Raw genomic sequence first — 20,683 nt, forward strand, 5'->3', positions numbered from 1 at the left:
GTGCGGCCGGTCGATTACCTCGGAGGTCATGGCAGGGCGGCGGTGGTTGGGCTGGAATAGGGGCATGACCGTTCAGACCGATCGCGCTCCGACCGTCGGCGACCTGTTGCGTACGTGGCGGCAGCGCCGGCGGCTGACCCAGCTCGAGCTGGCGAACTCGTCGGAAGTTTCGGCGCGCCATCTCAGCTTCGTCGAGACCGGCCGGGCGCGGCCGACGCGAGAGATGATCCTGCACCTTTCGGAACATCTGGAAGTTCCGCTCCGGCAGCGAAACGAGGTGCTGCTCGCGGGCGGCTTCGCGCCGGTGTATCCCGAGCACGAGCTGAGCGAGGCGCCGATGTCGGTAGTTTCGGCGGCGGTCAACCAGCTCCTGGACGCGCATCCGTACCCCGCGGTCGTCGTCGACCGGCACTGGGAGCTGGTGGCGTCGAACGAGCCGACCGCGCTGTTGCTGGCCGGTGCCGCGTCGTGGCTGGTGGAACCGCCGATCAATGTGCTGCGGTTGAGCCTGCATCCCGAGGGCATGGCGCCGCGGATCGTCAACCTGGCGCAGTGGAAGGCACATCTGCTCGGCCGGCTCGCCCGGCAGGCCGACGTGACCGGCGACCCGGTGTTGTTCGCGTTGCTGGACGAGCTTCGTTCGCTGCCGGGTGGGTCGCCGGACGAGCCGCTGCCGCGAGACTCCCTCGTCGTACCGCTGCGCTATCGGCTCGCTTCCGGGCTCGAGCTGTCGATGTTCAGCATGACGACGGTGTTCGGTACGCCGCTGGACGTGACGGTGTCGGAGCTCGCGATCGAGACGTTCTATCCTGCGTCGGCCGAGACGGCCGCTGCTCTTGTTGGCAGCTAGCTCGTTCGGGTCGCGCTGAGGAGGTTCGCGGGCATCGCGAACTCGACGCGGCCATCGGCGGTGACGTACTCCGCCAGTACGTCCGTCGCCCGTTCGAGCAGTCGGGCGAGGCCGGCGTCGTCCACGTACCGTTCCAGCAGCCAGCCCTTCCCGTCCGCGGTGACCCACCAGTCCATCGACGGGAAGCGTGTGGTCCCCCGGTGCGTGACGACTCTCGCGTCGGGGATGCCCGCCTCGGTCGCCAGACTGCTCAGCGTCGCTGGGTCGCCGAGGGAGAACGGCGCGTTCATCGCACGCTCTGCCTCGGCACCGAAGAGGCGCCCGACGATGGCGTTGAACCCCTGGTAGGCGGGGACCTGGTCCAGCCCGGCCCAGACGGCGACCGCGATGCTGCCGCCAGGGCGGAGCACTCGCCACATCTCCGCGAGTGCTCCGCGCTGGTCGTCGAAGTACATCAGCCCGAACTGGCACACGACCGCGTCGAACTCTTCTTGCTGGTAAGGGAGTTCTTCGGCGAGGCCCTCCTGCCAGGTGATCTCCGGCGCCTTGGTCCGAGCGACGGAGAGCATGCCCGGATTGCGGTCGATTCCGACGACTTCGCCTTGCTTGCCTACGCGTTCGGTCGCGGCGCGGGCGAGAACGCCTGTGCCGCAGGCGATGTCGAGTACGCGGTCTGCTGGCCCGACGTTCGCCGCGTCCAGCATGACGCTCGTCCACTGCGCGAACAGGGCGGGCAGCAGGAACTCTTCGTAGAACACGGCCGCCTGGTCGCTGACTTGGCTGAACTCCTCGCTCATGCCGTGCAGTATGGCGCCGGCGATTGCAGAATCGTTGCGGTTTCAGCCGAGCCGATCGAACACCAGCCGCGCGACGTCGACGATCGGGCGGTTGTCGGCGGTGGCGTCGGGGTCGAACGTACGCCCCATCACGACGATCACGATCGGCGTTCCGTCAGGCTGGTAAGCGATGCCGGCGTCGTTGTTGCTGCCGTACCCACCGCCGCCGGTCTTGTCGGCGAGCGTCCAGCCCTCGGGGAGGGCGGCGCGAAACCTGGTGCCGCTGGTCTGGTTGTCGAGCATCCAGGCCTTGAGAGTGGCTCTGTCGTGTGCCGGAAGTGCCTTGCCTACAAGGAGTTTCGTGTAGGTGGCGGCGAGCGCGTTCGGGGTGGTGGTGTCGCGCGGGTCGCCCGGGTGGGCGGTGTTGAGCTCGGTCTCGTACCGGTCGAGCCGGCTCGTGCAGTCGCCTACGCTGCGGGCGAATCGGGTGATCGCGCGCGGGCCGCCGAGCTGGCGCAGGACCAGGTTGGCGGCGGTGTTGTCGCTGAAGCGGAGCATGGCGTCGCAGAGCTCGCGGTTGGTCATGCCGTCGGCGACGTGCTGCTCGGTGATGGGGGAGTTCGCGACCAGATCGGCTGCTGTGTAGGTGATTCTCTTGGCGAGGACCTCGCCGTGTTGGTCGTGGTCGCGCAGGAGTGCGGAGGCGGCGAGGGTCTTGAACGTGGAGCACATCGCGAACCGTTCGTACGCGCGGTGCGCGAGGGTCCGCTTGGTGGCGAGGTTGCGGGCGTAGACGCCGAGGCGGACGCCGTACTGGCGCTCGATGTCGCGAACGGTGGTCCTGGCCGCGGCGGCCTGGCTGGCGGGGATCAGGCCGGCGACGGGGAGCGCGAAGCCGGCGCCGAGGAGGCTCCGGCGGCTGACCGTTCTCGTCCTGCGTTGCATGTGGGGGTCCCTCCCGGTGGGGTTTCGGCTTGCGTGCCTCAGCCCATCGGACGGGACGGCTTATGTCCAAGACGCATGCATTATGTCTCGATGCGTCTGGGGTATATGGCCTGGTCAGGCGTACTGGCGGACCCAGTCGACGACCAGCGCGGGGACCGCGTCGTGGTCGTCGCCGGTGGACTTGTCGGGGAAGTCGAAGACGGCGATCTCCATCTGCATGGGGTACCGCGGCGGCTTGGCGCTGGTGTGGACCTGCTCGTCGTCAACGAAGAAGTCGGCCCGTTCCGCGGTCCACTCGACGGCATAGGTGTGGAAGTCGGCCACGTCGACGGCGAGCCGCGGCGCGGTGAACGCGTCGGCGACGTCGGGGTCGCGGAACGGGCGGAGACCCACGCCGACCTCGCACGACTCGCCGGCCTTCACCGACTCGCCGAACACCTCGTTCAGCAGAATCTCCCCGCAGCGCTCGGGCCGGTCCTCGAGCCCGATCATCCAGACGCCGACCATGGAGCGCTGGGTGACCTCGCCCCTGAGCCGGATCTCGAGTCGCCCGTACTCCGGCGTCCATCCCCAGAAGGTGTCCTGCGCCTCCCTGACGACGAGCCCGTCCCGGAACGGCTGCTGCCCTTGCGTGCTGCCGACGGGGCCGGAGTAGTTGCCGGACTGGATGCCGGAGACACGCAACGGCGTGGGGTGCTCTTGCTCGCACCACAGGCCCTGGTCGATGGGAATGGTCAGCCAGAGTTGGGAGTCCTTGAGCTCGTAGGTGGCCTTCGTCGCCGCGCGCGAGCTCCAGGCCGGGAAGTAGTGCGGAAGCCACACGCCTCTGTCGAGCTCCGACCCGTCGAAGTCGTCCTCGAACACGAGCTGCCTGTCCATCGAGTCCTCCCAACACCACCTGCCCGGCTGGCACGAACATACCGAAGCGACGAGCCCGCCTTGAACACAATGACCGGAACCTCGGTCGCCGCCCTCCGCGTGACTAGCGTCACGGCCACCCAATGGTGTGGGAGGTCGCGGATGCTCGCCTCGATGATCGTGGTCGGTGCCCTGCTCGTCAGCCCTGTCGTCGCGGCGACCGGTTCGTCGCCGCCGACGGCTCCGTGCCCGGACCGTGTGCCCGCGGGGACGCGATGCTTCAACGGGCAGGACGCGAACGGCGCGTTCTACTCGGTCGCGATCCCCGCCAACTGGAACGGGTCGCTCGTCCTCCATGCGCACGGCGGCCCGGACCTCGGCCCGCCCGGACAGGCGCGGACGGTCGACGACCTCAACCGCTGGGCGGCGATGGTGCGCGAGGGATACGCGTGGGCGGGCTCCTCGTACCCCCGCGGCGGGTACGGCACACAGATGGCGGTGCGCGACACCGAGGCGCTCCGGCGATGGTTCGTCAGCATGTTCGGCCAACCCCGATTGACGATCCTGCACGGACAGTCGTGGGGCGGGAACGTCGCGGCGAAGGCAGCCGAGTCCTTCCGGTACGACGGCGTGCTGCTCACCAACGGCGTCCTGGGCGGAGGTTCCCGCGGCTACAACGCGCGCGTCGACCTCCGGGTGATCTACCAGTACTACTGCCGCAACCACCCACGCCCCGACGAACCTCAATACCCGTTGTGGATGGGGCTTCGCGCCGGCTCGACGATGACGAGCGGCGGGCTCCGGGCACGGCTGCAGGAGTGTACGGGGATCGAGTCGCCGGCAGCCGAACGTACGCCCCTGCAACAGCGCAACCTCGCGGACCTCCTCGCCGTGACCCGCTTGCCCGAACGTACGTTGGCCTCCCACCTGAGCTTCGCGACGTTCACGTTCCGCGACATCGTCCATCAGCGGCTCGGCGGGCGGAACCCTTTCTCCAACCAGGGCGTCTGGTACCGCGGATCGCACGACGATGTTGCGCTCAACCTCGGCGCGAAACGGTTCGGCGCCGACCCCACCGCGAAGCGCGACCTGTCCTACGACAGCGACCTGACTGGCGAGATTTCCGTTCCTGTGTTGACGATGCACGCGATCGACGATCCGACGGCGGTCGTCGAGCACGAGTCCGCGTACCGCAGCAGCGTCGCGGTCGCCGGCAACGCGCGCTGGCTCCAGCAGGTGTTCACGAACGAGCACGAGCACAGCGCGTTGAGCGACGCCGAGTACGCGACCGCGCTCGACGCGCTCGTCACCTGGGTGCGGAACGGGCGCAAGCCGTCGGCGCAGTCGATCGCAAAGCGCTGTCCTTCGGCCGACGCGACGTACGGAACGGGCTGTTTCTTCAACCCCAGCTACACACCCGCCCGCTACGAGAGCCGCACGTTCGCCCGCCCGGGCGAACGCCGTTGGCCTGCCATGACGGCCAGGCAGGCCCAGGCGTGGAGCAAGATACCCGGCGTCGGGATCCCGTGACCGAACCTGCTTATGGCGTTGGCGGTGTCTGCGGGTCGGGTGGCGTCGTCAAGCTGACCTTGGCAGAGGCAGGCGAGGCGTTGCCGCTCTGGTCGCGGGCGACGAGGTGGAACTCGTACGTCGTCGCCGACTTCAGGGCGCCGATCGCGATCGACACGGTTGCCGGCGGGAGGCTGAGGATGCGCTTGCCGTCGCGGTAGACGTCGTACTTCGCGACCTCGCCGTCCGGATCGACCGCTGGCACCCAGGTGAGCCAGACGCTCGTCGGTGTCGAGGCGATGCCCGAGAGTCCCGTCGGCGCCTGCGGGCGGCGGCGGTCGGAGTCGAGCGTCGACACGCGGAGCTCGTCGGTCGCGCCGGAACGGTTGCCCGCCGCGTCGCGCGCCCGCACGGTGAACTCGTGCCGGCTGTCCGCCTCGAGGTCCCGCACCACCGCGGACGTCGCGCCCTTGCTCGCCGTCGCGACGCGCAGGCCGTCGTCGTACACGTCGTAAGCCACAACGCCGTGCCGGCTCGGCACCTTGTCCCAGGCGAGTGTGATCGTCGTCGACGTGCGGCCGACCCAGCGGAGCCCGTTCGGCTCCGACGGCGGGGTGCGGTCGCGCCGCCACGGCTCGAGCAGCTCGATGTGCTTCCCCCAGTACCCGTCGCTCGGCAGCAGGTTCCACGGGTTGGGCATGACGCCCGGGGTGACGTAGACGTACCCGGCGTTCCGGACCTTGGACAGGATGATCGCCTCGGTCAGTTCGGCCTCGGTCTGCGTGTCGTAGATCAGGTGCCAGAACTTGTGCGGGTCCTCTTCGAGCGTCCACGCGGGCGGTTCCCATTCGCGGTACGTGGTGAGGGTGCCTTCGAACGCGAGCAGAATGTCGGCCGAGTCGCGGTAACACTCGTCCATGCCGGTGCCCTGGTTCGTCACCGAGATCGCGTCGATGTGGAGCTCTTTGAGATACGCGTTCAGCATCGAGATGCGGTGGACGTATTCGTTGTCCGTGCCGCACTGGTTGGTGACCTGGTCGAAGAAGATGCCGCCAATGCCCGCGTCGCCGTACAGCTCGTACCAGGCGTTGACGTCCTGCTGAGCCTGGGCAAGCCACGCGTCGGGGTCGGTCGCGCCGAGCCGCGTGGTGTGGCCGGTCGTGCCGAAGTAGCCGATGTCGACGTACCCGAGCATGGTGATGCCCGAGTCGACGGCGGCCTTGATCACCCTTGTGTAGTTGGGATCCACGAGGTCGTGCGGGCCGTTGAACGGGTTCGCGATCGCGATGCTGACGTTCTTGCCGGACTTCGTGAGCTTGTCCCAGTACGCGACGGTTTCGTCTCTTGGCGGAAAGTACGTCGGAACGGCGAGTTGCTGGGCAATCGACACCTGTGGCCGTCCTGGGAGTATTTCGGATTCTTTGTCGATCTCAGATTGTGCAGTAGTCGGGATGGTCCACACCAGCCCGGCGGTGATCGTGAGGGCGCCGATCGTCAACGCTCGAATGGCGCGAAACCGCATTCTTCCCCCTCATAGGTAATGGAGCGCGCCCAGCAGGCTTCCCGGGCTCACTGGGCACGCACGTTTCACTTTGCCAGCTTTTTGCGTGGCCAGGAGGCGGAACGTTCGTACTCGCCCTGGGCGATTTGCTGGTCCGCAGGTCAGAGGGCGTGGGCAGTTCTACGTCTGGCGTGACCGTGCATGGGCGCGTGGATTTCTGGCGTTCTGCGGGTGAATCTCAGCCGTTCGACCCGTGAACTCGTGTTGGGTCTTGCCAGAACATCGTCCGCGGTCCGAGTGCCCAGCCGAACGTGGCGCCTTCGAACTCCGCGCCGTACCTGGTGATGCCCTAGGGGATCCGGCGGGCGGCTCCGACGCAGTACGTCCGGCCCGGGACCTGCGCTTTGGGGCGACGCCGTGACTGCGTAGACCGGTCCCAGCCACCGGTGGTCGAACGCCTGGGCTCGGGCTCGGTTCATCGCGGGCCACGGTAGCTGTCGGAACCGCGTAGTGCTTCGGCCCGGGACCTGCGCTTTGGGGCGACGCCGTGACTGCGTAGACCGGTCCCAGCCACCGGTGGTCGAACGCCTGGGCTCGGGCTCGGTTCATCGCGGGCCACGGTAGCTGTCGGAACCGCGTAGTGCTTCGGCCCGCGGGGCGGCTATAGTGGCGTTCGCCCCTCCTGGGTTGGTCTGACTGACCTGGTGTGGGGCGATGTGTGTGCGGTGCGATACGATGCATCGTCGCAGTTGCTTCACAATGGCCCCGTAGCGCAGTTGGTTAGCGCGTCGCCCTGTCACGGCGAAGGTCGCCGGTTCGAGTCCGGTCGGGGTCGCTGGGTGGCCGGTTCGCCGGCCTGCCGAGGGCAGGTAGCTCAGTTGGTACGAGCGTCCGCCTGAAAAGCGGAAGGTCGGCGGTTCGACCCCGCCCCTGCCCACCTCATCTGACCAGCGCAAACGCCATCGGCGTTGCTGCTTCCAAGATCGTTTGACGCCAACCGTGACGCCAACCGGCATAGCGAAGACGCTCATCGAGCTTCCTCAGGGGCTTCCCGCTTCTCCGTCATTGAGGCGTGGGCGTAGATCGTCATCGTGACCTCGATGTCGGCGTGTCCGACGATGTCTCGGACCACGTGCGGCGGCACGCCAAGATCAAGTAGCAGGGTCACGCAGCTGTGCCGTAGATCATGAAACCGGATCGGACCGAGCCCAGCGGCATCGCGGAGCGGGTACCAGCTCCGACGCAGGTTGTCCGGCTCGATGGGAGTACCTCGACGCGAGGTGAAGACGTAGCCGGTCGACTCCCAGCTCGACCCGGCCTCAGCGCGTTCCTGAGCCTGTCGTTCCTTGTGCGAGACCAACGCGTCGTGGCAGAGGCCGATCAGCGGGACAGTTCTACGGGAGGACCGAGTCTTCGGCGTCACCGGTTGGAGGCGTGAGCCGACGCGTTGCAGGGTCCTTCGGACCTCCAAGGCCCCAGCGTCTAGACCGATGTCGTCCCATCTGAGTCCGAGCAGCTTGCCTCGGCGCAGGCCGAGGTAGAGCGCGAGCACGTAGAGCGCCTCTAGCCGGTCCTCGCTGGCAGTGGCCCGAAACTTCCGCGCCTGCTCAACGTTCAACCAGCGGTTGATCTCGTAGCTCGGGCCGGAGACCTGCACGAGCTTGGCCACATTCCTGGCGAGCAGTTCCTCGCGGACGGCGGCCTGCAACGCGTTGCGCAATACCGCGTGGGCTTGCTGTACGAGTCGATCAGATGGGAACTGGCAACAGTTCTTCGGTCGTAAAGCACAGCACCGTCGCTGACCTTCGGGACGGCGCTCGTCGAGTCCATGCAGGCAGCACGGACAGGTGTTCCGCATTCGAGTGAGGAAGTGCCGGACGTCTGGCGCGGAGAGTTTGTGCAGCTTCTTCCTGCCCAGCTGCGGCACCAGGTAGACGCGAACGATCACCTCGTAGCCATGATGCGTCTTCGGCTTCCGTGCCGGTCGAACGATGTGCTCCAGCCAGTACGCCAGGAACAGCGCCAACGTCCAACCGGTTGCCTCAGCGGGTACGTCTTGCTGGGAGCGGCTCAGTGCATCCACGAGCTTGCCGCGGACTTTGGCCTCGGTGTCGGCGTAGAAGTCCCTTCGCTGCGTCGTCCCGTCGCCCATGAGGAGGTACGCCCGCCCGACCCAGCGTCCGTCCTTGCGCTGGTAGACCGTGCCATTCCCGTTCGGGCGCTTACGTCCGATCTTGCGTCGTCGAGTCATGCGGCGGTCTCCTCGACGAGAACGGCTATCACTTCGGGCAGGGCGTCGACAGGTACGAGCCGTCGAGCCCCGATCTTGACGGTTCGTAGCCGCCGCGTTCGGATCAAGTCGTAGAGCGCAGACCGACCGATACCTAGGCGCTGGGCGGCTTCCGTCGTCGTCAACAAGAGCTTGTCCATGAGCGTTTCTCCTTTCTACATTGAGGTCCTGCCGATCCTCTTGACACCAATGCGTCAAGCGGGGCTGCTGATCTCCTCTCGGGCGACGCGGCTGTGCTCACGGGCGAGGGCGGCGGTGGTGTTGGCGAGCATGGCGTCGCCGGAGGTGAGCCAGCCGCTTCCGGCGTAGGTCAGCTCGGCTGCGGTTCGAGCGCTTGGTCTTCGTCGTCGACCTGGTGCTCGATCGTGCGGTGGTGGGAGCGTCGCCAGTCGATGCGAGCGCGGCGGAGCTGGCCGAAGGTCGTGGAGTAGCGGCGGCTCTTGGTGAAGAAGTGGCCGCCGTAGCCGGGCATGTGTGCCCAACGGCGAAGCCGTGCGTAAGGGTGCTTGGCGTACTCGGTAGTGGTGAGCAAGCCGCGGTGACCCAGGCGCCAGCAGGCGTCGACGAGGCGGCCGGTGTGGGTGTCGGTGGCGTAGAAGCCGACGGTGGTCTGGTCGAGCCGGCGGGAGAGATGACCGGTCGTCTCCGTTGCCTTGGTCGCGTACTTGGCGAGGTAGCCGGCGACGGCTTGCCCGGAGAGGATGCGACGTCGTCTCGTCTTCTGGTCCAGCTCGGCGGTAACTCGTTCGTCGCTAAGTGGGTCGCTGCCGCGGACTCGGACCGGGCGGATGTCGAGTTGGGTGCCCCAAGCTCATCGGCCAGCCGTCGGGTTGGTCGATGAGGACCTCTCGGAGGTGGTTCTCGATGCGCAGCGGCGGCGTGTGGAAAGTAATCGTCTCTGCGGCGCCGCGGAGCAGGGCGGTGAGTTCGAAGATGTTCGCCCTTCCGGTTCAGCGATCACGGCATCGGGATCGTCGGGGTCGATGCCGTCAAAGCGGACCAGGACGTGGAAGTGGGCGATGCCGCGTCGTTGGAACTCGGCGACCTTGCCGAACGAGAGAGTCGCACCCGGCCGGTATCGCCGTGCTTCACGGCGTGGGCCTTGAGGAGCCGGTTCGCGGTGATCGTGGTGCGGCCTCTTCGGATGACCCGACCCTTGGAATCCCCGCGAGTGCCTGACCTAACCGCCGCCTGATCGGGCACGCGCCGCCCCTTCACGACGAGTTCAGGCAATCCCCAGACAGACGGAGGCCCGAAGCAAGATACTGAAACAACGAGTATCTGCCTACCGACTCTACAAGGGGCCAAGCCGCGATGGGGAACGCCGGGGACACCTCCCAAGGCGCCTCATCGGGACCACTCCAAAAAGGCGTGGAGCGGTACGGAGGACAAGTCGACTCGGTCACTTGGTCCGGCGTCGAACTCACTGAAGACCTGGTAAAGGGCGTTCTCTACGCCTGGAGGGAACGTGCATATGACGCAGAGCAGACTCTCCGAGTCGTAAGGGAGCTCCATTCGCTAGCGACTACTGACATGCAAGTGGTCGCGCTACGGGAGGCAATCGAGAATGAATCGATTCCCCTACCTTGGGAACTCGGCGAAGCTCTAGCGGAAACGTTACTCCAAGAATGGCATGGAGCGATATGGGTTTGGAATAGCGGTCGCGACCGCCGAACACGTCACGCGAGCCTCCCGGGCGCTGATATCGTTGGCATGATTGTCGACGAGCGGGGGGTGGCTATTCTCTTCGGTGAAGTGAAGACCTCATCAGACGCCAGGAATCCTCCGCAGGTGATGTACAGCAGAACAGGCATGATCCACCAGCTAGAAGGCCTTTGCGATAGATCCCTAAATCACTTCACGCTCCTTCGCTGGCTCAGGGTTCGGTGCACCTCAGACGCACATCTCGACCTTTACAAGCGCGCGGCCAGGCGCTACGTCGAGTCAGAGGGGCGCGACCTAGCGCTCGTCGGATGCTTGGTGCGTGACACAACCCCTCATGAGAATGATCTCAAGGCCCGAGCTACCGCGTTATCCACAGTCACCAGTGCGCCGACACGAGCTATGCTCGTGGCCTGGTATGTTCCGCTGCCAATGAGCACGTGGCACGAACAGGTGGGAGGGCCGGTGACATCAGCAGATGACTGACCTCTCATGGCTCGAAGGATCACTCGATGCCGGTTCGATCCAGCGGGCGGACCACGAGGCAAAACGCCGAATCGTGCGTGAAGCGCTACGCTCGGTTGAGGCTCCCGACGGCGCTGTGAGCGACGTGCCCTCGCAACGCACAGCAGCGGAGGACTCATCAAGTCTGACATTTGTCAGCCGCAGTCTCGATCTCGTTGCCTGGGATGCAATCGTTTCTTCCGACCGCGCAAACCCTCAAACTCGACAGCTCTGTGCCCAAGCGTTCGCTCTAGCTCGAACACAACTAGATGAGGTACCCGCGGATACGCGACGAATCGCACTTCTCCGCACCGCATGCTTGGGCTGGCTTGCAGACGAACCCACTCTGGCCACTCGACTACTCGTCGATGAGGCTATTTCGCCATTAGCAACGACTTCTAACTCTTGGGGCGACATAGTACGAGAAGGCGTTATCGACGTCTGGCTGATCATTTTGAGAAAGAATGGCTGGAGCGACATCGATCTGTTGGCTCAGCGTTTAGCAGGGCTGCGATCCAGCCAGGATGAGCTAGAGCGCGCTTATCTCAACAACCTCGGTGACATGGCGCGCACTGGGGCGTTCGAGCTTGTTGCTTCATATCACCTGCTAAAGGCGGGCGAATTGATGGCGGAGTACCTGGCGGAGGGTAAGATCACCACCGAAGGTGGTAATACTCGCTTCGATATTCGAGAGCGCCTACAGGGGCACTTCGATCGCGCAATTGATGCCGCTTCTAGCTCGCAAGATATCGAGCTAGAAGAACTCATCCGGCTTCTGCGCCCAACGTCAGAGCAAATCGTCGACAACAGTTTGTGGACCGTCGCACGTGCAGTTAGCCCTCGCACGTCCGAATTCGTTGCAGCCCTAATAGGGCGTGGGCGGGGGCGGCCAATTTTCGAAGCCTTACCGCCACAGCGACACGCACTAGCGGAGCAAGGGCTAATCCGGTCGTCATTTCGCAGCGTAGTCGTTAGCCTTCCCACCAGCGCCGGCAAGACTCTAATAGCCGAATTCCGCATCTTACAGGCGCTAAGCGCCTACCGGGAACAGGGAGGTTGGGTCGCGTATCTTGCTCCAACCCGCGCCCTTGTCAATCAAGTAACGCGACGGCTGCGTCAGGACCTCGGCAGTCTCGGAATAAGGGTTGAACGCGTGAGCCCAGCCCTGGAAGTCGACGGCCTAGAAGCAGGAATTTTTAGTGAAGACGATCCGGATCGCCAATTTCAGATTGTAGTCTCGACTCCAGAGAAACTCGACCTTCTACTGAGAACCGGATGGGAAGAGAGAATAGGCCGACCCCTCTGCCTTGTCGTCGTAGATGAAGCGCACAACTTGTCGACACCGACCCGCGGAATACGTCTGGAACTACTTCTGGCGACGATTAACCGAGAAGCGCAAGATGCAGCGTTCATTCTACTGACGCCTTTCATTCGGAACGCGCAGCAGATCGCGGCCTGGCTGGACCCAGCAAGTAACCAAGCAATCGGTATGACAATTGACTGGACGCCAAACGACCGAATCATTGCGCTGGCGCACCGACAACGTGGGGGAAAGCGCGGCGACTATCATGTTGAGCTAGAAACCCTTGTCACCAGCCGTAGCACTCTTGGCGTTGCTGACGCGCTACCCGTGGGCGGAAATAGGCCTCTTCACCAGACGTACTCTGATGCCGGTTCTCCAGGCTCCCTTGCTGCGGCCACCTCCGCTATTCTAGCTGGTCGCGGAACGACGATTACGCTTGCACAGAGACCGTCATATGCGTGGGCGTTGGCGCAGAAATTAGGGGATACGACTCCTCCCCTTTCCGCGCGCTCAGCCGAGCTGGATGCTATAAAGACAGTTGTAGCAGCAGAGTTCGGAGCAAACTTTCCCCTCCTAGACCTCCTCGATCGTGGGATCGGCCTCCACCACGGCGGGCTGCCCGACGAGGTTCGAACCGTAATTGAATATCTCGTTGAGCGTGGCGACATTAATCATCTTGTCGCAACGACAACAATCGCTCAGGGCGTCAACTTTCCTGTAGCAAATGTCGTTCTCGCATCTCATCAGTTTCCTTACGGTGTAGATATACCTACCGCAGACTTCTGGAATCTTGCAGGTAGGGCGGGGCGCGTCGATCAGGGAGAGGTGGGCCTCGTAGCGCTTGCGGCTCCCGATGCCGAACGAGCGGACAAGCTTCGGACCTTCGTTGAACGAAGCGTTCTAGATCTAAACTCGACCCTCGTTTCGTTAGTACAGGAGGCGATCGAAACATCTGGGCAATTGGCCCTCCACACGCTGACGTATCAAGAAGGCTGGTCAGCGTTTGCTCAGTTTCTGGCGCACACGTATCGACAGTTTCCCAGTCACCGCGAATTTGCCAGCGAGATCGACCAGATCCTTAGAGGCTCCTTTGGATATCAGGAGCTGCGAAGAGTAGATCCAATAGCAGCCAACACGCTGATTGAGGCGGTCCGTTCATACACTGAACGACTCACGGGTCGCCCCCTATCGCTAGTCGACAGTACCGGTTTCTCGTGGGAGAGCGTGTCAGCCACACTTGGGCGGCTTTCGGAGCGAAGACTTGATCGAGACATATGGTCCGAGGACATCTTCGCAGGCGAGCATCGACCTCTATCGGATCTTGTCGGCGTGATGCTTCAGGTTCCGGAACTCCGTGAGAACCTCCTGGAACTTGCAATAGAGCACGGAGACGCGGGCGGAACGTACATTGCCAACGTAGTAAGTGACTGGGTAAACGGCAGAGCGGTGACGGATATCGCCGATGACTACTTCCGGCGACCTGGTGACAACCAGCTTGTGGCCGTAACGAGATGCTGTCAAAGGCTGTTCGGAGACATTGCTCCTACAATCGCGTGGGGGCTCTCAGCAATGCAAGCAATGACCCTCGCAGGCGTATTCGATGACCTGCCACCTGAGGAACAACGCTCCCTGAGAAACGTCCCTTCTTTTGTATTCTATGGGGTAAACGACGAGGCATCGATTGCGATGCGTCTTCTTGGGGTTCCGCGATCAGCGGCGTCGCAGTTGGCAGCCGCCATGCACTCCGAACAGATGATGACCGGTGTACGCGATGACAGCGAACTACAAATAGGTGAGATTCGCGAGAGATTGTCGCGCTTGAGCCAGAGCGATTGGGTCAGGTTTCTTGGCGATGCCGGGAATGCTTACCAAGCGGTCTGGGAAATAATGGACGGCTCGCGCTAGTTCTACGGTTTCCGAGATTGCCGTCACTTCCGTACCATCGGTGTGATCCGACGCCAGTCACCTTGCGGTGATGAGTTTCCCTACGTCTTCAAGGGCGGCCCGACCCGGGCCGCCGCGCCCGCCTGGGTAGCGCCAGGCCTCCCTCTGCGCCTGAGGGTGCGCCGGTCGGCCTGGCGCGGCTGGGCGCGATGATGAGGGCCGCCATCGACATGGATGGACGACCCTCACGGTGCCGCAGGGTGGCGCCGCTAGGGCGGCGCCGAGGGTTTAGCCACCTCGCTTGGAGCGGGGCCTGAAGGCCAGGGACCCACGGCGGGTGGTTGCGGGCAGGCGGCGAGCCGCCCGCCGAGCCCGGGCAGGCTACGGGTCCCCGACCTCCCGGCCCAAGCCAGGACACCGGCCAAACCCTCGCCGCCTCCGTGCTCCCGCGGCCGTACAGCAGCGCGTACAGCAACCGACCGGAGCCGGGGCAGGCCTGACGAGCCGGCGAGAGTCGCCCCGAGAGTGCAGATAACGAAACGGATGATCATGAACCAGACCTGAAAGCGGAAGGTCGGCGGTTCGACCCCGCCCCTGCCCACCTCGTTGACCTGGCGATATCACCGAACGCGAGTGACCGCCGGACCCCGTGAAAGAGCGCAATCGACCGCCCGCTGTTCGCGCGGGTGCCTAAGCCGGGGTGTGGCGGTGTCCGTCGCGGTCAGTCCAGCCGGTGGTGTCGGACTCGGCGCCGACCTCGGCAACGTCCCAGACGATGTTGCGTACGCCGGGTCGGTCGACCGCACCCTGGTCGATCATGTCCCGGTGGTAACCACGTGCGCTCGCCTCGTCGGCGTACACCTGAATCATGTGGCCCTCGCGGGTCCAGGTGCCATGCACGAAGCCGGGCAACGCGATTTTGCTCGACGCCATCAGGGACAACTGCTCACGCAAGCCCTCGATGAGCTCCGGATCGATGTCCCACACTCCAATGACTGCCCACATGGCGAGCAGTATTGCCCAGGCGGGAGTCGACGGGTTCGCTCTGCCGTTGGCAGAGAGGTATCGACCGCGGTGAGCGTGGTGCATGAGGCTCACCAGATGCCTTCTGGCCGCCGTGATCGCAGTGACGGGCTGGGTCGCGATTTCCGGATGCTCTGGGCGGCCAACGCCGTGAGTCTCGCGGGAACTGCCGTGACCGGTATCGCGCTGCCGATGATCGCGATCTATGACCTGCACGCTTCGCCGTTGGAGATCGGGTTGCTGACGACGATGACGTGGCTTCCGCAACTGGCGCTGGGCCTGCCGGCCGGTGTGCTGGTCGACCGGATACGACGCCGGCCCTTGCTGGTGGCCGCGGACGTGGGTCGGGCACTGATCTTGGCGGCCGTTCCGCTCGTTGCGGCTCTCGGCGTTCTGCACTTGTGGACGCTGTACGTCGTGGCGGCGGCGACTGGCGTTCTGACGATGCTGTTCGGTCTCGGCTGGACTGCCTACCTGCCGTTCCTGATCGACCGGGACCGGCTGGTCGACGGCAACAGCAAACTCGAGGCCACCAACACCGTGATCGGCATCGCAGGACCAGGGCTAGGCGGGCTCCTCGTTCAGCTGATGAGCGCAGCGCTCGCGTTAGTGGCAGATGCCGCCAGCTACCTTCTCTCCGCGGCGTGCCTCGCAGCGATCCGAGCCAAGGAGCCCAACCCACCGCGCCAGCGAAGGATCCATCTGTTCCGGGAGCTCGGCGAGGGGGCCAGGTTCCTCACCCAGCACCCCCTCGCCGCCGCATTCGTCGCCTTCTTCGCCTTCGGCGCACTGGTCATGGCCGCACACCAGACCCTGCTCGTGCTCTTCCTCGTCCGCACAGTGGGCCTCCCACCCGGAGCTGTCGGTGGACTCCTCGCCGTCGGAGGTGCGGGCGGGTTCCTCGGTGCGCTGCTCGCACCACGGCTCAGCCAGCGCCTGGGCCCCGCCCGCACACTGCGTCTGGCGGTGACGATCAGCTTCCCCCTTGGGCTGCTCATCCCGTTGACCCAGCCGGGCTGGGGCCTGACCGCTTACATCGTCGGAGCGGCCGTGCTCGGGGCCGGCCTCACCGTGACCAACATCATCCCGTTCAGCTATCTCCTTTCGATCTGCCCGGCCGAACTCCTTGGACGCGTCGCATCGGTCGCGCGGACACTGCAATACGCCGGCAGCGTTCTCGGCGGGATTCTCGGCGGGACGCTCGCCAGCTGGCTCGGAGTCAGATCCACCATGTGGATCACCATGGTCGCCCTCCTACCCCTCGCGATCCTCATCGCGGCCTCGCCGCTGCAACACCTCCGCGACCTACCGAGCAGCAGTCGGACCACCTGACGAGAGCCGGTGGGCAGCCCCCGGACGCCGGGACTCAGCTGCGACGGGTTAACTCCGCAACCGAACCTGGTCTCAGCAGCGTTCAAGTCTTTGGAGTGCCGACAGGAGGAAAGCGTCACGTTGCGGGCTGAGTTCGCCCAGGTCGGCGGGACTCTGCAACGCGGCGATCGCGTCCCAGTAGGCCACCCCGGCGGGTTCGTAGCCCGTCTCTTCCATCCAGCCGCGCAGAATCTCATCAGCAGCCTGCTGTGAGTAGAACAACGCGGCGTCGAACCGGGCCCAGCCCAGGTCGATGCCGGGCTGGCCAACGCCGGCTGTGTCCCAGTCGATGTATCCGACGAAGGTGTCGTCGGACCACATCGTGTTTGCCAGGTGGTAGTCGCCGTGTACGAGCACCGTGTCCGCCGGCGGGACGACCACGTTGCTGACGACGTGGTCTGCTTCGTCGAGGAGCGACGAGGTTGGTGCCTTGCCCTCGCGCCGCTCGGCAACATAGGGGTCGTAGGCAACTGGGCGGTCGCGGTGCGGTAGGTCTGAGCGTGGATGTAACGGGATCGCGTGGAGTCGAGCGGCGGCCGCTCCCAAACCGCGCAGCCGCTGCAGCGGCGCGTTCGCTGGACGACCACTGCTACCCGGAACGACTGTCGACAAGACAGCCAGCACGCCAGCATGCCCGGTGAGGTCGACGCCGAGCAACCGCGGCGCCGGAACGCCCAACTCCTCGAGCAGGGGCAGCACCGCCTTCTCCACGGCTACGCCAGCGTCCCACCCCAACGGACTGGTCTTCAGGACCAAACTCGTGGACGCATGCCCTTGTTCGACGCGCAGCAGCCAGGTCTTTTGCGTGTCCTGTAGCTTCAGTGCTTCCCAGGCGACGACCCGGGCACCGCCGCCAAGCGTTCGTTCGGCCCACCGCAGAACCTGCTCGTTTGGATCGGACATGGCCACGAGCCTAGAAAACTACGGGGGTGCAAGCTAGCCGGTACGGGGACCCACAAGTGGATCCCCGGCCATCTCTCGGAGCGTCGCCGCCTTGACGAGAGCCATTGGGCTGCACCTGATACAGGAGGCACTCGACACCGACTACTACGAGACGGAGCACTCGGTCCCTAGTGGTCCGACCAAGGGAAGTCGATCTCGAAACCGTGAGCATCGAGAAGCGCGGATGGACCGACTCGTCAAGGCTGGACGAACGTATCGGCGAGGCGACCGGCCTTGGACCGTTCTTTGGGTCGTAGCAGGCCGAGAGCCGAGGCAGTTGATCTCATAGAAGGCAACTCGGCAAGTCGTGGGCTACTTGGCGGGTACGCGGGTGTGGAGGCCGATCGTGACGCCGCTCGGATCGGTGAACTCGCCGTACCAGCCCATCTCGGGGGCGATCGCGGTCCGTTCGGTCGTGACAATGCCACCAGCGCTGGCGACCTTGGCGAGGATGCCGTCGAGGTCGTGGGTGTCGAAGTACATGCGGATGCCGCGGCCAGCGACCGGCTCGCTTGACGCGTAGAGCTGGCCGACCTGCTCGGTGCCGTCGAACACGACCACGAAGTCGGGTCCGGAGATCGGAAAGGTCCACCCGAACACGGCGCCGTAGAACCGTTGGGCCACGTCGAGATCGTCGACCAGGATGTCCCACCACGAGGGTTTTCCGCGCATCGCCTGCCTCCTGTCGAGAGCCCGATGTCCCCACTCTGTCACCGACCACCGACAGGACCCTGATCGGCAAGCGGAGTTGTCGGTGGTCGCTCGTACGCTCGCCGCCATGACCACCGACGAACCGCGAGCACGCCCGTTGCGAGCACCGTCGGTGTACAAGTTCCCAAGCGGTACGGACGGGTTCGTGCCCTGGTCACATGTCGAGAAGCGGCTCTTCGAGGCGACGAACTACTGGCTCGCGACCGTACGTCCGGACGGCCAGCCGCACGTGACCCCCTTGTGGGGCGTGTGGGTCGAGCGGGCGTTGTACTTCGACGGCCTGCCCACGACCCGCTGGGGACGCAACCTCGCGGCGAACCCACGCGCGACGGCGCATCTGGAGAGCGCGGACGATGTCGTGATCCTGACTGGTGAGGTGGAGGACCTCGAACAGACCTCCGCTGAGCTCGGCGAGCGCATAACGCTGGCCTGGAGCGCGAAGTACGGCCGTTTGGAACCCGAGCCCGCGACGCAGGGCATCTTCCGGCTGCGCCCCCGCACCGTCCGCGCCTTCACCGGCTCCCTCGACCGCGGCTGCGCCTGGCAGCTCGTCTAAGCGGCTGATCAGGCGGTCGCATGGTCCCCTCGTCCTGCGCTCAGGCACGTGCGCTGGCCGTTGCGTTTATTGCGATTATTGCGGATAATGCGATGAGGTTGAGGAGGTATGTGATGGGTGTAGCGCAGATCGACGGTGTATTGCCGGAGCAGACTGACATCGAAGCGGCGGACGAGGTACTTCCGCGCATTAGGAACTACCTCCAACGCCACAGGGGCGACGACACGATCCCACTCGAAGTGGTGGATGAGTCCGGCAGAGAGACGCTGGAAGTGCCACGGGCGGCGGTTGCCCTGCTCGCCCGGATTCTTGCCCACATGGCGGCTGGCAGAGGTGTGTCCGTCCTCCCGGTGCATGCGGAACTGACCACTCAACAGGCGGCCGACATGCTGAACGTGTCGCGGCCCTTCCTGATCGGTCTTCTGGAGGCCGGTGAGATCGAGTTCAAGAAGGTGGGAAGCCACCGTCGAGTCCGTGCGGAGTCGCTGCTCGACTATCGTCGGCGCGACGACGAGAGCCGGCGGAAGGCTGCCGACGAACTCTCCGCCCTGCGCGACGTCGGAGCCTAACTGTCGTGGCCTTCGTCGTTGTCTACGACGCGGACGTGCTCTACCGAAGCACCGTCCGAGACCTCCTCATCCGGATCGGACAGTCCGGCCTCGTACAAGCCAAGTGGACTGACGACATCCTGGACGAAGCCTTCGACAACATCCGCAAGAACCGTCCCGACCTCAACCCGACGCTTCTCGAGAGAACGCGGTCCCTCATGATGCGCAGCATCCGGGACTGCATGGTCATGGGGTATGAGCCGCGGATCGACGCCGTGAAGTTGCCGGACCCTGGGGATCGCCACGTTCTGGCCGCGGCGATCAAGGCTCGAGCGCAACTCATCGTCACCTACAACCTTCGCGACTTTCCCAAGGCTGCGCTCGACCCGTGGAACGTCGAGGCGAAGCATCCGGACGACTTCGTTCTTGATCAAATCGGCCTCGACAAGGGTGTCGTCCACTCCGCTGTCCAGCAGATGGCCGACGCCTGGTCTGACGGAACGACGACCGATGACGTACTCCACAGCCTCGAACGAGACGAGCTCGTCGGAACCGTCGCCGCTCTACGTAGCTAGCTTCTGCGCCGAACGTGCCGCGCTTCGACGCACTGGCGCGCAGGCAGGCTCTGCGAGTTGAGGCTTGAGCTCCAACATTGTGGTTGCAGGGAGTCGGGGGCGTTGGTGACGATGAACGTGTGAGCGCGATCGAGCCTGACTACGACACGGATACGGGGAGGTCGGCCGCGTGGGACCCGTCCTGGGTCGTTGCCAGCGAGGGTTGGGACGAGGGCGCGGGACGGTTTGTGGCGGAGGGGCTCGCACCCGTGCTCGATGTCGGCTGCGGCTTCGGGGGCTTTGCTGCCAAGTTGTCGCCGGCTGCGAGGTGGATCGGTGTCGATACTTCGTCCTCGATGCTCGCCAGGGTGACGGCGCGGCCGGTCGTCCAGGCCGATGCCCTGCGGTTGCCGTTTCGCGACCAGAGCGTCGGCGGGGTGGTGTGCCGCAACATGCTGTATCACTTCGAACGTCCCGCGGACGTGATCGCCGAGGCTCGTCGGGTGCTTCGCCCTGGTGGACTGTTCCTCGCGCAGACCAAGGCGCGGGCTCAGGATCCTGAGTTGGTTCCGGACGGATATGCGCCGAGCACCTTTGACGCTGAGGAGGCTCCGGCGGTCGTGGCCTCGGTGTTCGGTTCCGAGGCGGTACAGGTCGAGGCTTGGGACGGGCCGTTCATGGTCCTTCCCGATCGCGCGGCAGTGGCGACGTACGTACGCCACCATCAGCTGCCCGCGGAGCTTGGCCAACAGGTGGCCACGCCGCTCACGCTCACGAAGCGGGGCTGCCTGGTGTGGGCACGAAAGAATGTGCGTCGCTGACCGGCTCCTGGCAAGACAGGTGGCAGCGGACGGTAGGGCAGTCGATACACTGCGGGCCTCGCGTGAGTTGGGGCT

18 protein-coding genes, 2 tRNA genes and 1 pseudogene are annotated in these 20,683 nt (G+C 65.0%); 11 read left to right on the forward strand and 10 right to left on the reverse strand.

The window, feature by feature from the left end:
• The first annotated feature begins 64 nt into the window (after positions 1-64).
• Positions 65-850: a helix-turn-helix domain-containing protein gene (locus tag JOD67_RS08100; protein WP_205116715.1), complete on the forward strand. Its 786-nt coding sequence runs from the start codon at positions 65-67 to the stop codon at positions 848-850.
• Here JOD67_RS08100 and JOD67_RS08105 read toward each other — a convergent pair.
• The 3 genes from JOD67_RS08105 to JOD67_RS08115 all read right to left on the reverse strand — a co-directional run bounded on the left by JOD67_RS08105 (position 847) and on the right by JOD67_RS08115 (position 3,450).
• Positions 847-1,647 carry a methyltransferase domain-containing protein gene (locus JOD67_RS08105; RefSeq protein ID WP_205116717.1) on the reverse strand — a complete coding sequence of 267 codons (801 nt, stop codon included), beginning with the start codon at positions 1,645-1,647 and terminating at the stop codon, positions 847-849. The genes JOD67_RS08100 and JOD67_RS08105 overlap by 4 nt on opposite strands.
• A gap of 42 nt (positions 1,648-1,689) precedes the next feature.
• Complete coding sequence (gene bla / locus JOD67_RS08110; protein WP_205116719.1) at positions 1,690-2,571, reverse strand: class A beta-lactamase; 882 nt, start codon at positions 2,569-2,571, stop codon at positions 1,690-1,692.
• A 114-nt stretch (positions 2,572-2,685) separates the two neighbouring features.
• Positions 2,686-3,450: a glycoside hydrolase family 16 protein gene (locus JOD67_RS08115; protein ID WP_205116721.1), complete on the reverse strand. Its 765-nt coding sequence runs from the start codon at positions 3,448-3,450 to the stop codon at positions 2,686-2,688.
• 141 nt (positions 3,451-3,591) lie between these two features.
• On the opposite strand from JOD67_RS08115, the gene JOD67_RS08120 reads away from it, so the two are divergent.
• Complete coding sequence (locus tag JOD67_RS08120) at positions 3,592-4,959, forward strand: alpha/beta hydrolase (RefSeq protein ID WP_205116723.1); 1,368 nt, start codon at positions 3,592-3,594, stop codon at positions 4,957-4,959.
• Between the two features lie 10 nt (positions 4,960-4,969).
• Here JOD67_RS08120 and JOD67_RS08125 read toward each other — a convergent pair whose 3' ends face one another.
• Positions 4,970-6,328, reverse strand: a complete 1,359-nt coding sequence (locus JOD67_RS08125; RefSeq protein ID WP_205116725.1) for a spherulation-specific family 4 protein — start codon at positions 6,326-6,328, stop codon at positions 4,970-4,972.
• Between the two features lie 872 nt (positions 6,329-7,200).
• Between JOD67_RS08125 and JOD67_RS08130 the strand changes: the two genes are divergently transcribed.
• Both JOD67_RS08130 and JOD67_RS08135 read left to right on the forward strand, forming a co-directional pair.
• Positions 7,201-7,274 (forward strand) — tRNA-Asp (locus JOD67_RS08130).
• Positions 7,275-7,302: 28 nt separating this feature from the next.
• Positions 7,303-7,376: transfer RNA gene (locus JOD67_RS08135), tRNA-Phe, on the forward strand.
• A 90-nt stretch (positions 7,377-7,466) separates the two neighbouring features.
• On the opposite strand, the gene JOD67_RS08140 is transcribed toward JOD67_RS08135, so the two are convergent.
• Both JOD67_RS08140 and JOD67_RS08145 read right to left on the reverse strand, forming a co-directional pair.
• Positions 7,467-8,690, reverse strand: coding sequence for a site-specific integrase (locus JOD67_RS08140; protein WP_205116727.1), 1,224 nt, complete (start codon positions 8,688-8,690; stop codon positions 7,467-7,469).
• Positions 8,687-8,869 (reverse strand): helix-turn-helix domain-containing protein, encoded by a 183-nt coding sequence (locus tag JOD67_RS08145; RefSeq protein WP_205116730.1) that lies wholly within the window; start codon positions 8,867-8,869, stop codon positions 8,687-8,689. Before JOD67_RS08145 ends, JOD67_RS08140 begins: the two co-directional genes overlap by 4 nt.
• Between JOD67_RS08145 and JOD67_RS08150 the strand changes: the two genes are divergently transcribed.
• Positions 8,868-9,038, forward strand: coding sequence for a hypothetical protein (locus tag JOD67_RS08150; RefSeq protein ID WP_205116732.1), 171 nt, complete (start codon positions 8,868-8,870; stop codon positions 9,036-9,038). The two genes, JOD67_RS08145 and JOD67_RS08150, sit on opposite strands and share 2 nt — an antisense overlap.
• A gap of 1 nt (position 9,039) precedes the next feature.
• On the opposite strand, the pseudogene JOD67_RS41770 reads toward JOD67_RS08150, so the two are convergent.
• Positions 9,040-9,801, reverse strand: a pseudogene (locus JOD67_RS41770) (replication initiator); the annotation flags it as partial.
• Between the two features lie 1,068 nt (positions 9,802-10,869).
• Here JOD67_RS41770 and JOD67_RS08160 point away from each other — a divergent pair.
• Positions 10,870-14,103, forward strand: a complete 3,234-nt coding sequence (locus JOD67_RS08160; protein ID WP_205116736.1) for a DEAD/DEAH box helicase — start codon at positions 10,870-10,872, stop codon at positions 14,101-14,103.
• 669 nt (positions 14,104-14,772) lie between these two features.
• Here the strand turns inward: JOD67_RS08160 and JOD67_RS08165 are convergent.
• The gene (locus tag JOD67_RS08165; RefSeq protein WP_205116738.1) at positions 14,773-15,087 is read right to left on the reverse strand and encodes a hypothetical protein; all 315 of its coding nucleotides are present in this window, start codon (positions 15,085-15,087) and stop codon (positions 14,773-14,775) included.
• Positions 15,088-15,234: 147 nt separating this feature from the next.
• Here JOD67_RS08165 and JOD67_RS08170 point away from each other — a divergent pair, with 147 nt between their 5' ends.
• Positions 15,235-16,437, forward strand: a complete 1,203-nt coding sequence (locus JOD67_RS08170; RefSeq protein ID WP_205116740.1) for an MFS transporter — start codon at positions 15,235-15,237, stop codon at positions 16,435-16,437.
• Positions 16,438-16,509: 72 nt separating this feature from the next.
• Here the strand turns inward: JOD67_RS08170 and JOD67_RS08175 are convergent, their stop codons facing one another.
• Together JOD67_RS08175 and JOD67_RS08180 are read right to left on the reverse strand one after the other, a co-directional pair.
• On the reverse strand, positions 16,510-17,379 hold the full coding sequence (locus JOD67_RS08175; protein WP_205116741.1) for a phosphotransferase family protein: 870 nt from the start codon (positions 17,377-17,379) through the stop codon (positions 16,510-16,512).
• A gap of 351 nt (positions 17,380-17,730) precedes the next feature.
• A complete protein-coding gene (locus JOD67_RS08180; RefSeq protein ID WP_205116742.1) occupies positions 17,731-18,090 on the reverse strand; it encodes a VOC family protein in 360 nt (119 codons plus the stop codon).
• A gap of 106 nt (positions 18,091-18,196) precedes the next feature.
• On the opposite strand from JOD67_RS08180, the gene JOD67_RS08185 reads away from it, so the two are divergent.
• The 4 genes from JOD67_RS08185 (at position 18,197) to JOD67_RS08200 (ending at position 20,608) form a co-directional block, all read left to right on the forward strand.
• Positions 18,197-18,685, forward strand: a complete 489-nt coding sequence (locus JOD67_RS08185) for a pyridoxamine 5'-phosphate oxidase family protein (protein ID WP_205116743.1) — start codon at positions 18,197-18,199, stop codon at positions 18,683-18,685.
• Between the two features lie 92 nt (positions 18,686-18,777).
• Complete coding sequence (locus JOD67_RS08190) at positions 18,778-19,254, forward strand: helix-turn-helix domain-containing protein (protein WP_239553766.1); 477 nt, start codon at positions 18,778-18,780, stop codon at positions 19,252-19,254.
• 5 nt (positions 19,255-19,259) lie between these two features.
• Entirely contained in the window at positions 19,260-19,808 is a 549-nt protein-coding gene (locus JOD67_RS08195; protein WP_205116744.1) for a PIN domain-containing protein, read from the forward strand.
• Positions 19,809-19,927: 119 nt separating this feature from the next.
• A complete protein-coding gene (locus JOD67_RS08200) occupies positions 19,928-20,608 on the forward strand; it encodes a class I SAM-dependent methyltransferase (RefSeq protein WP_205116745.1) in 681 nt (226 codons plus the stop codon).
• Positions 20,609-20,683: the final 75 nt, after the last annotated feature.

The organism is Tenggerimyces flavus (genome assembly GCF_016907715.1).
Lineage (GTDB): Bacteria > Actinomycetota > Actinomycetes > Propionibacteriales > Actinopolymorphaceae > Tenggerimyces > Tenggerimyces flavus.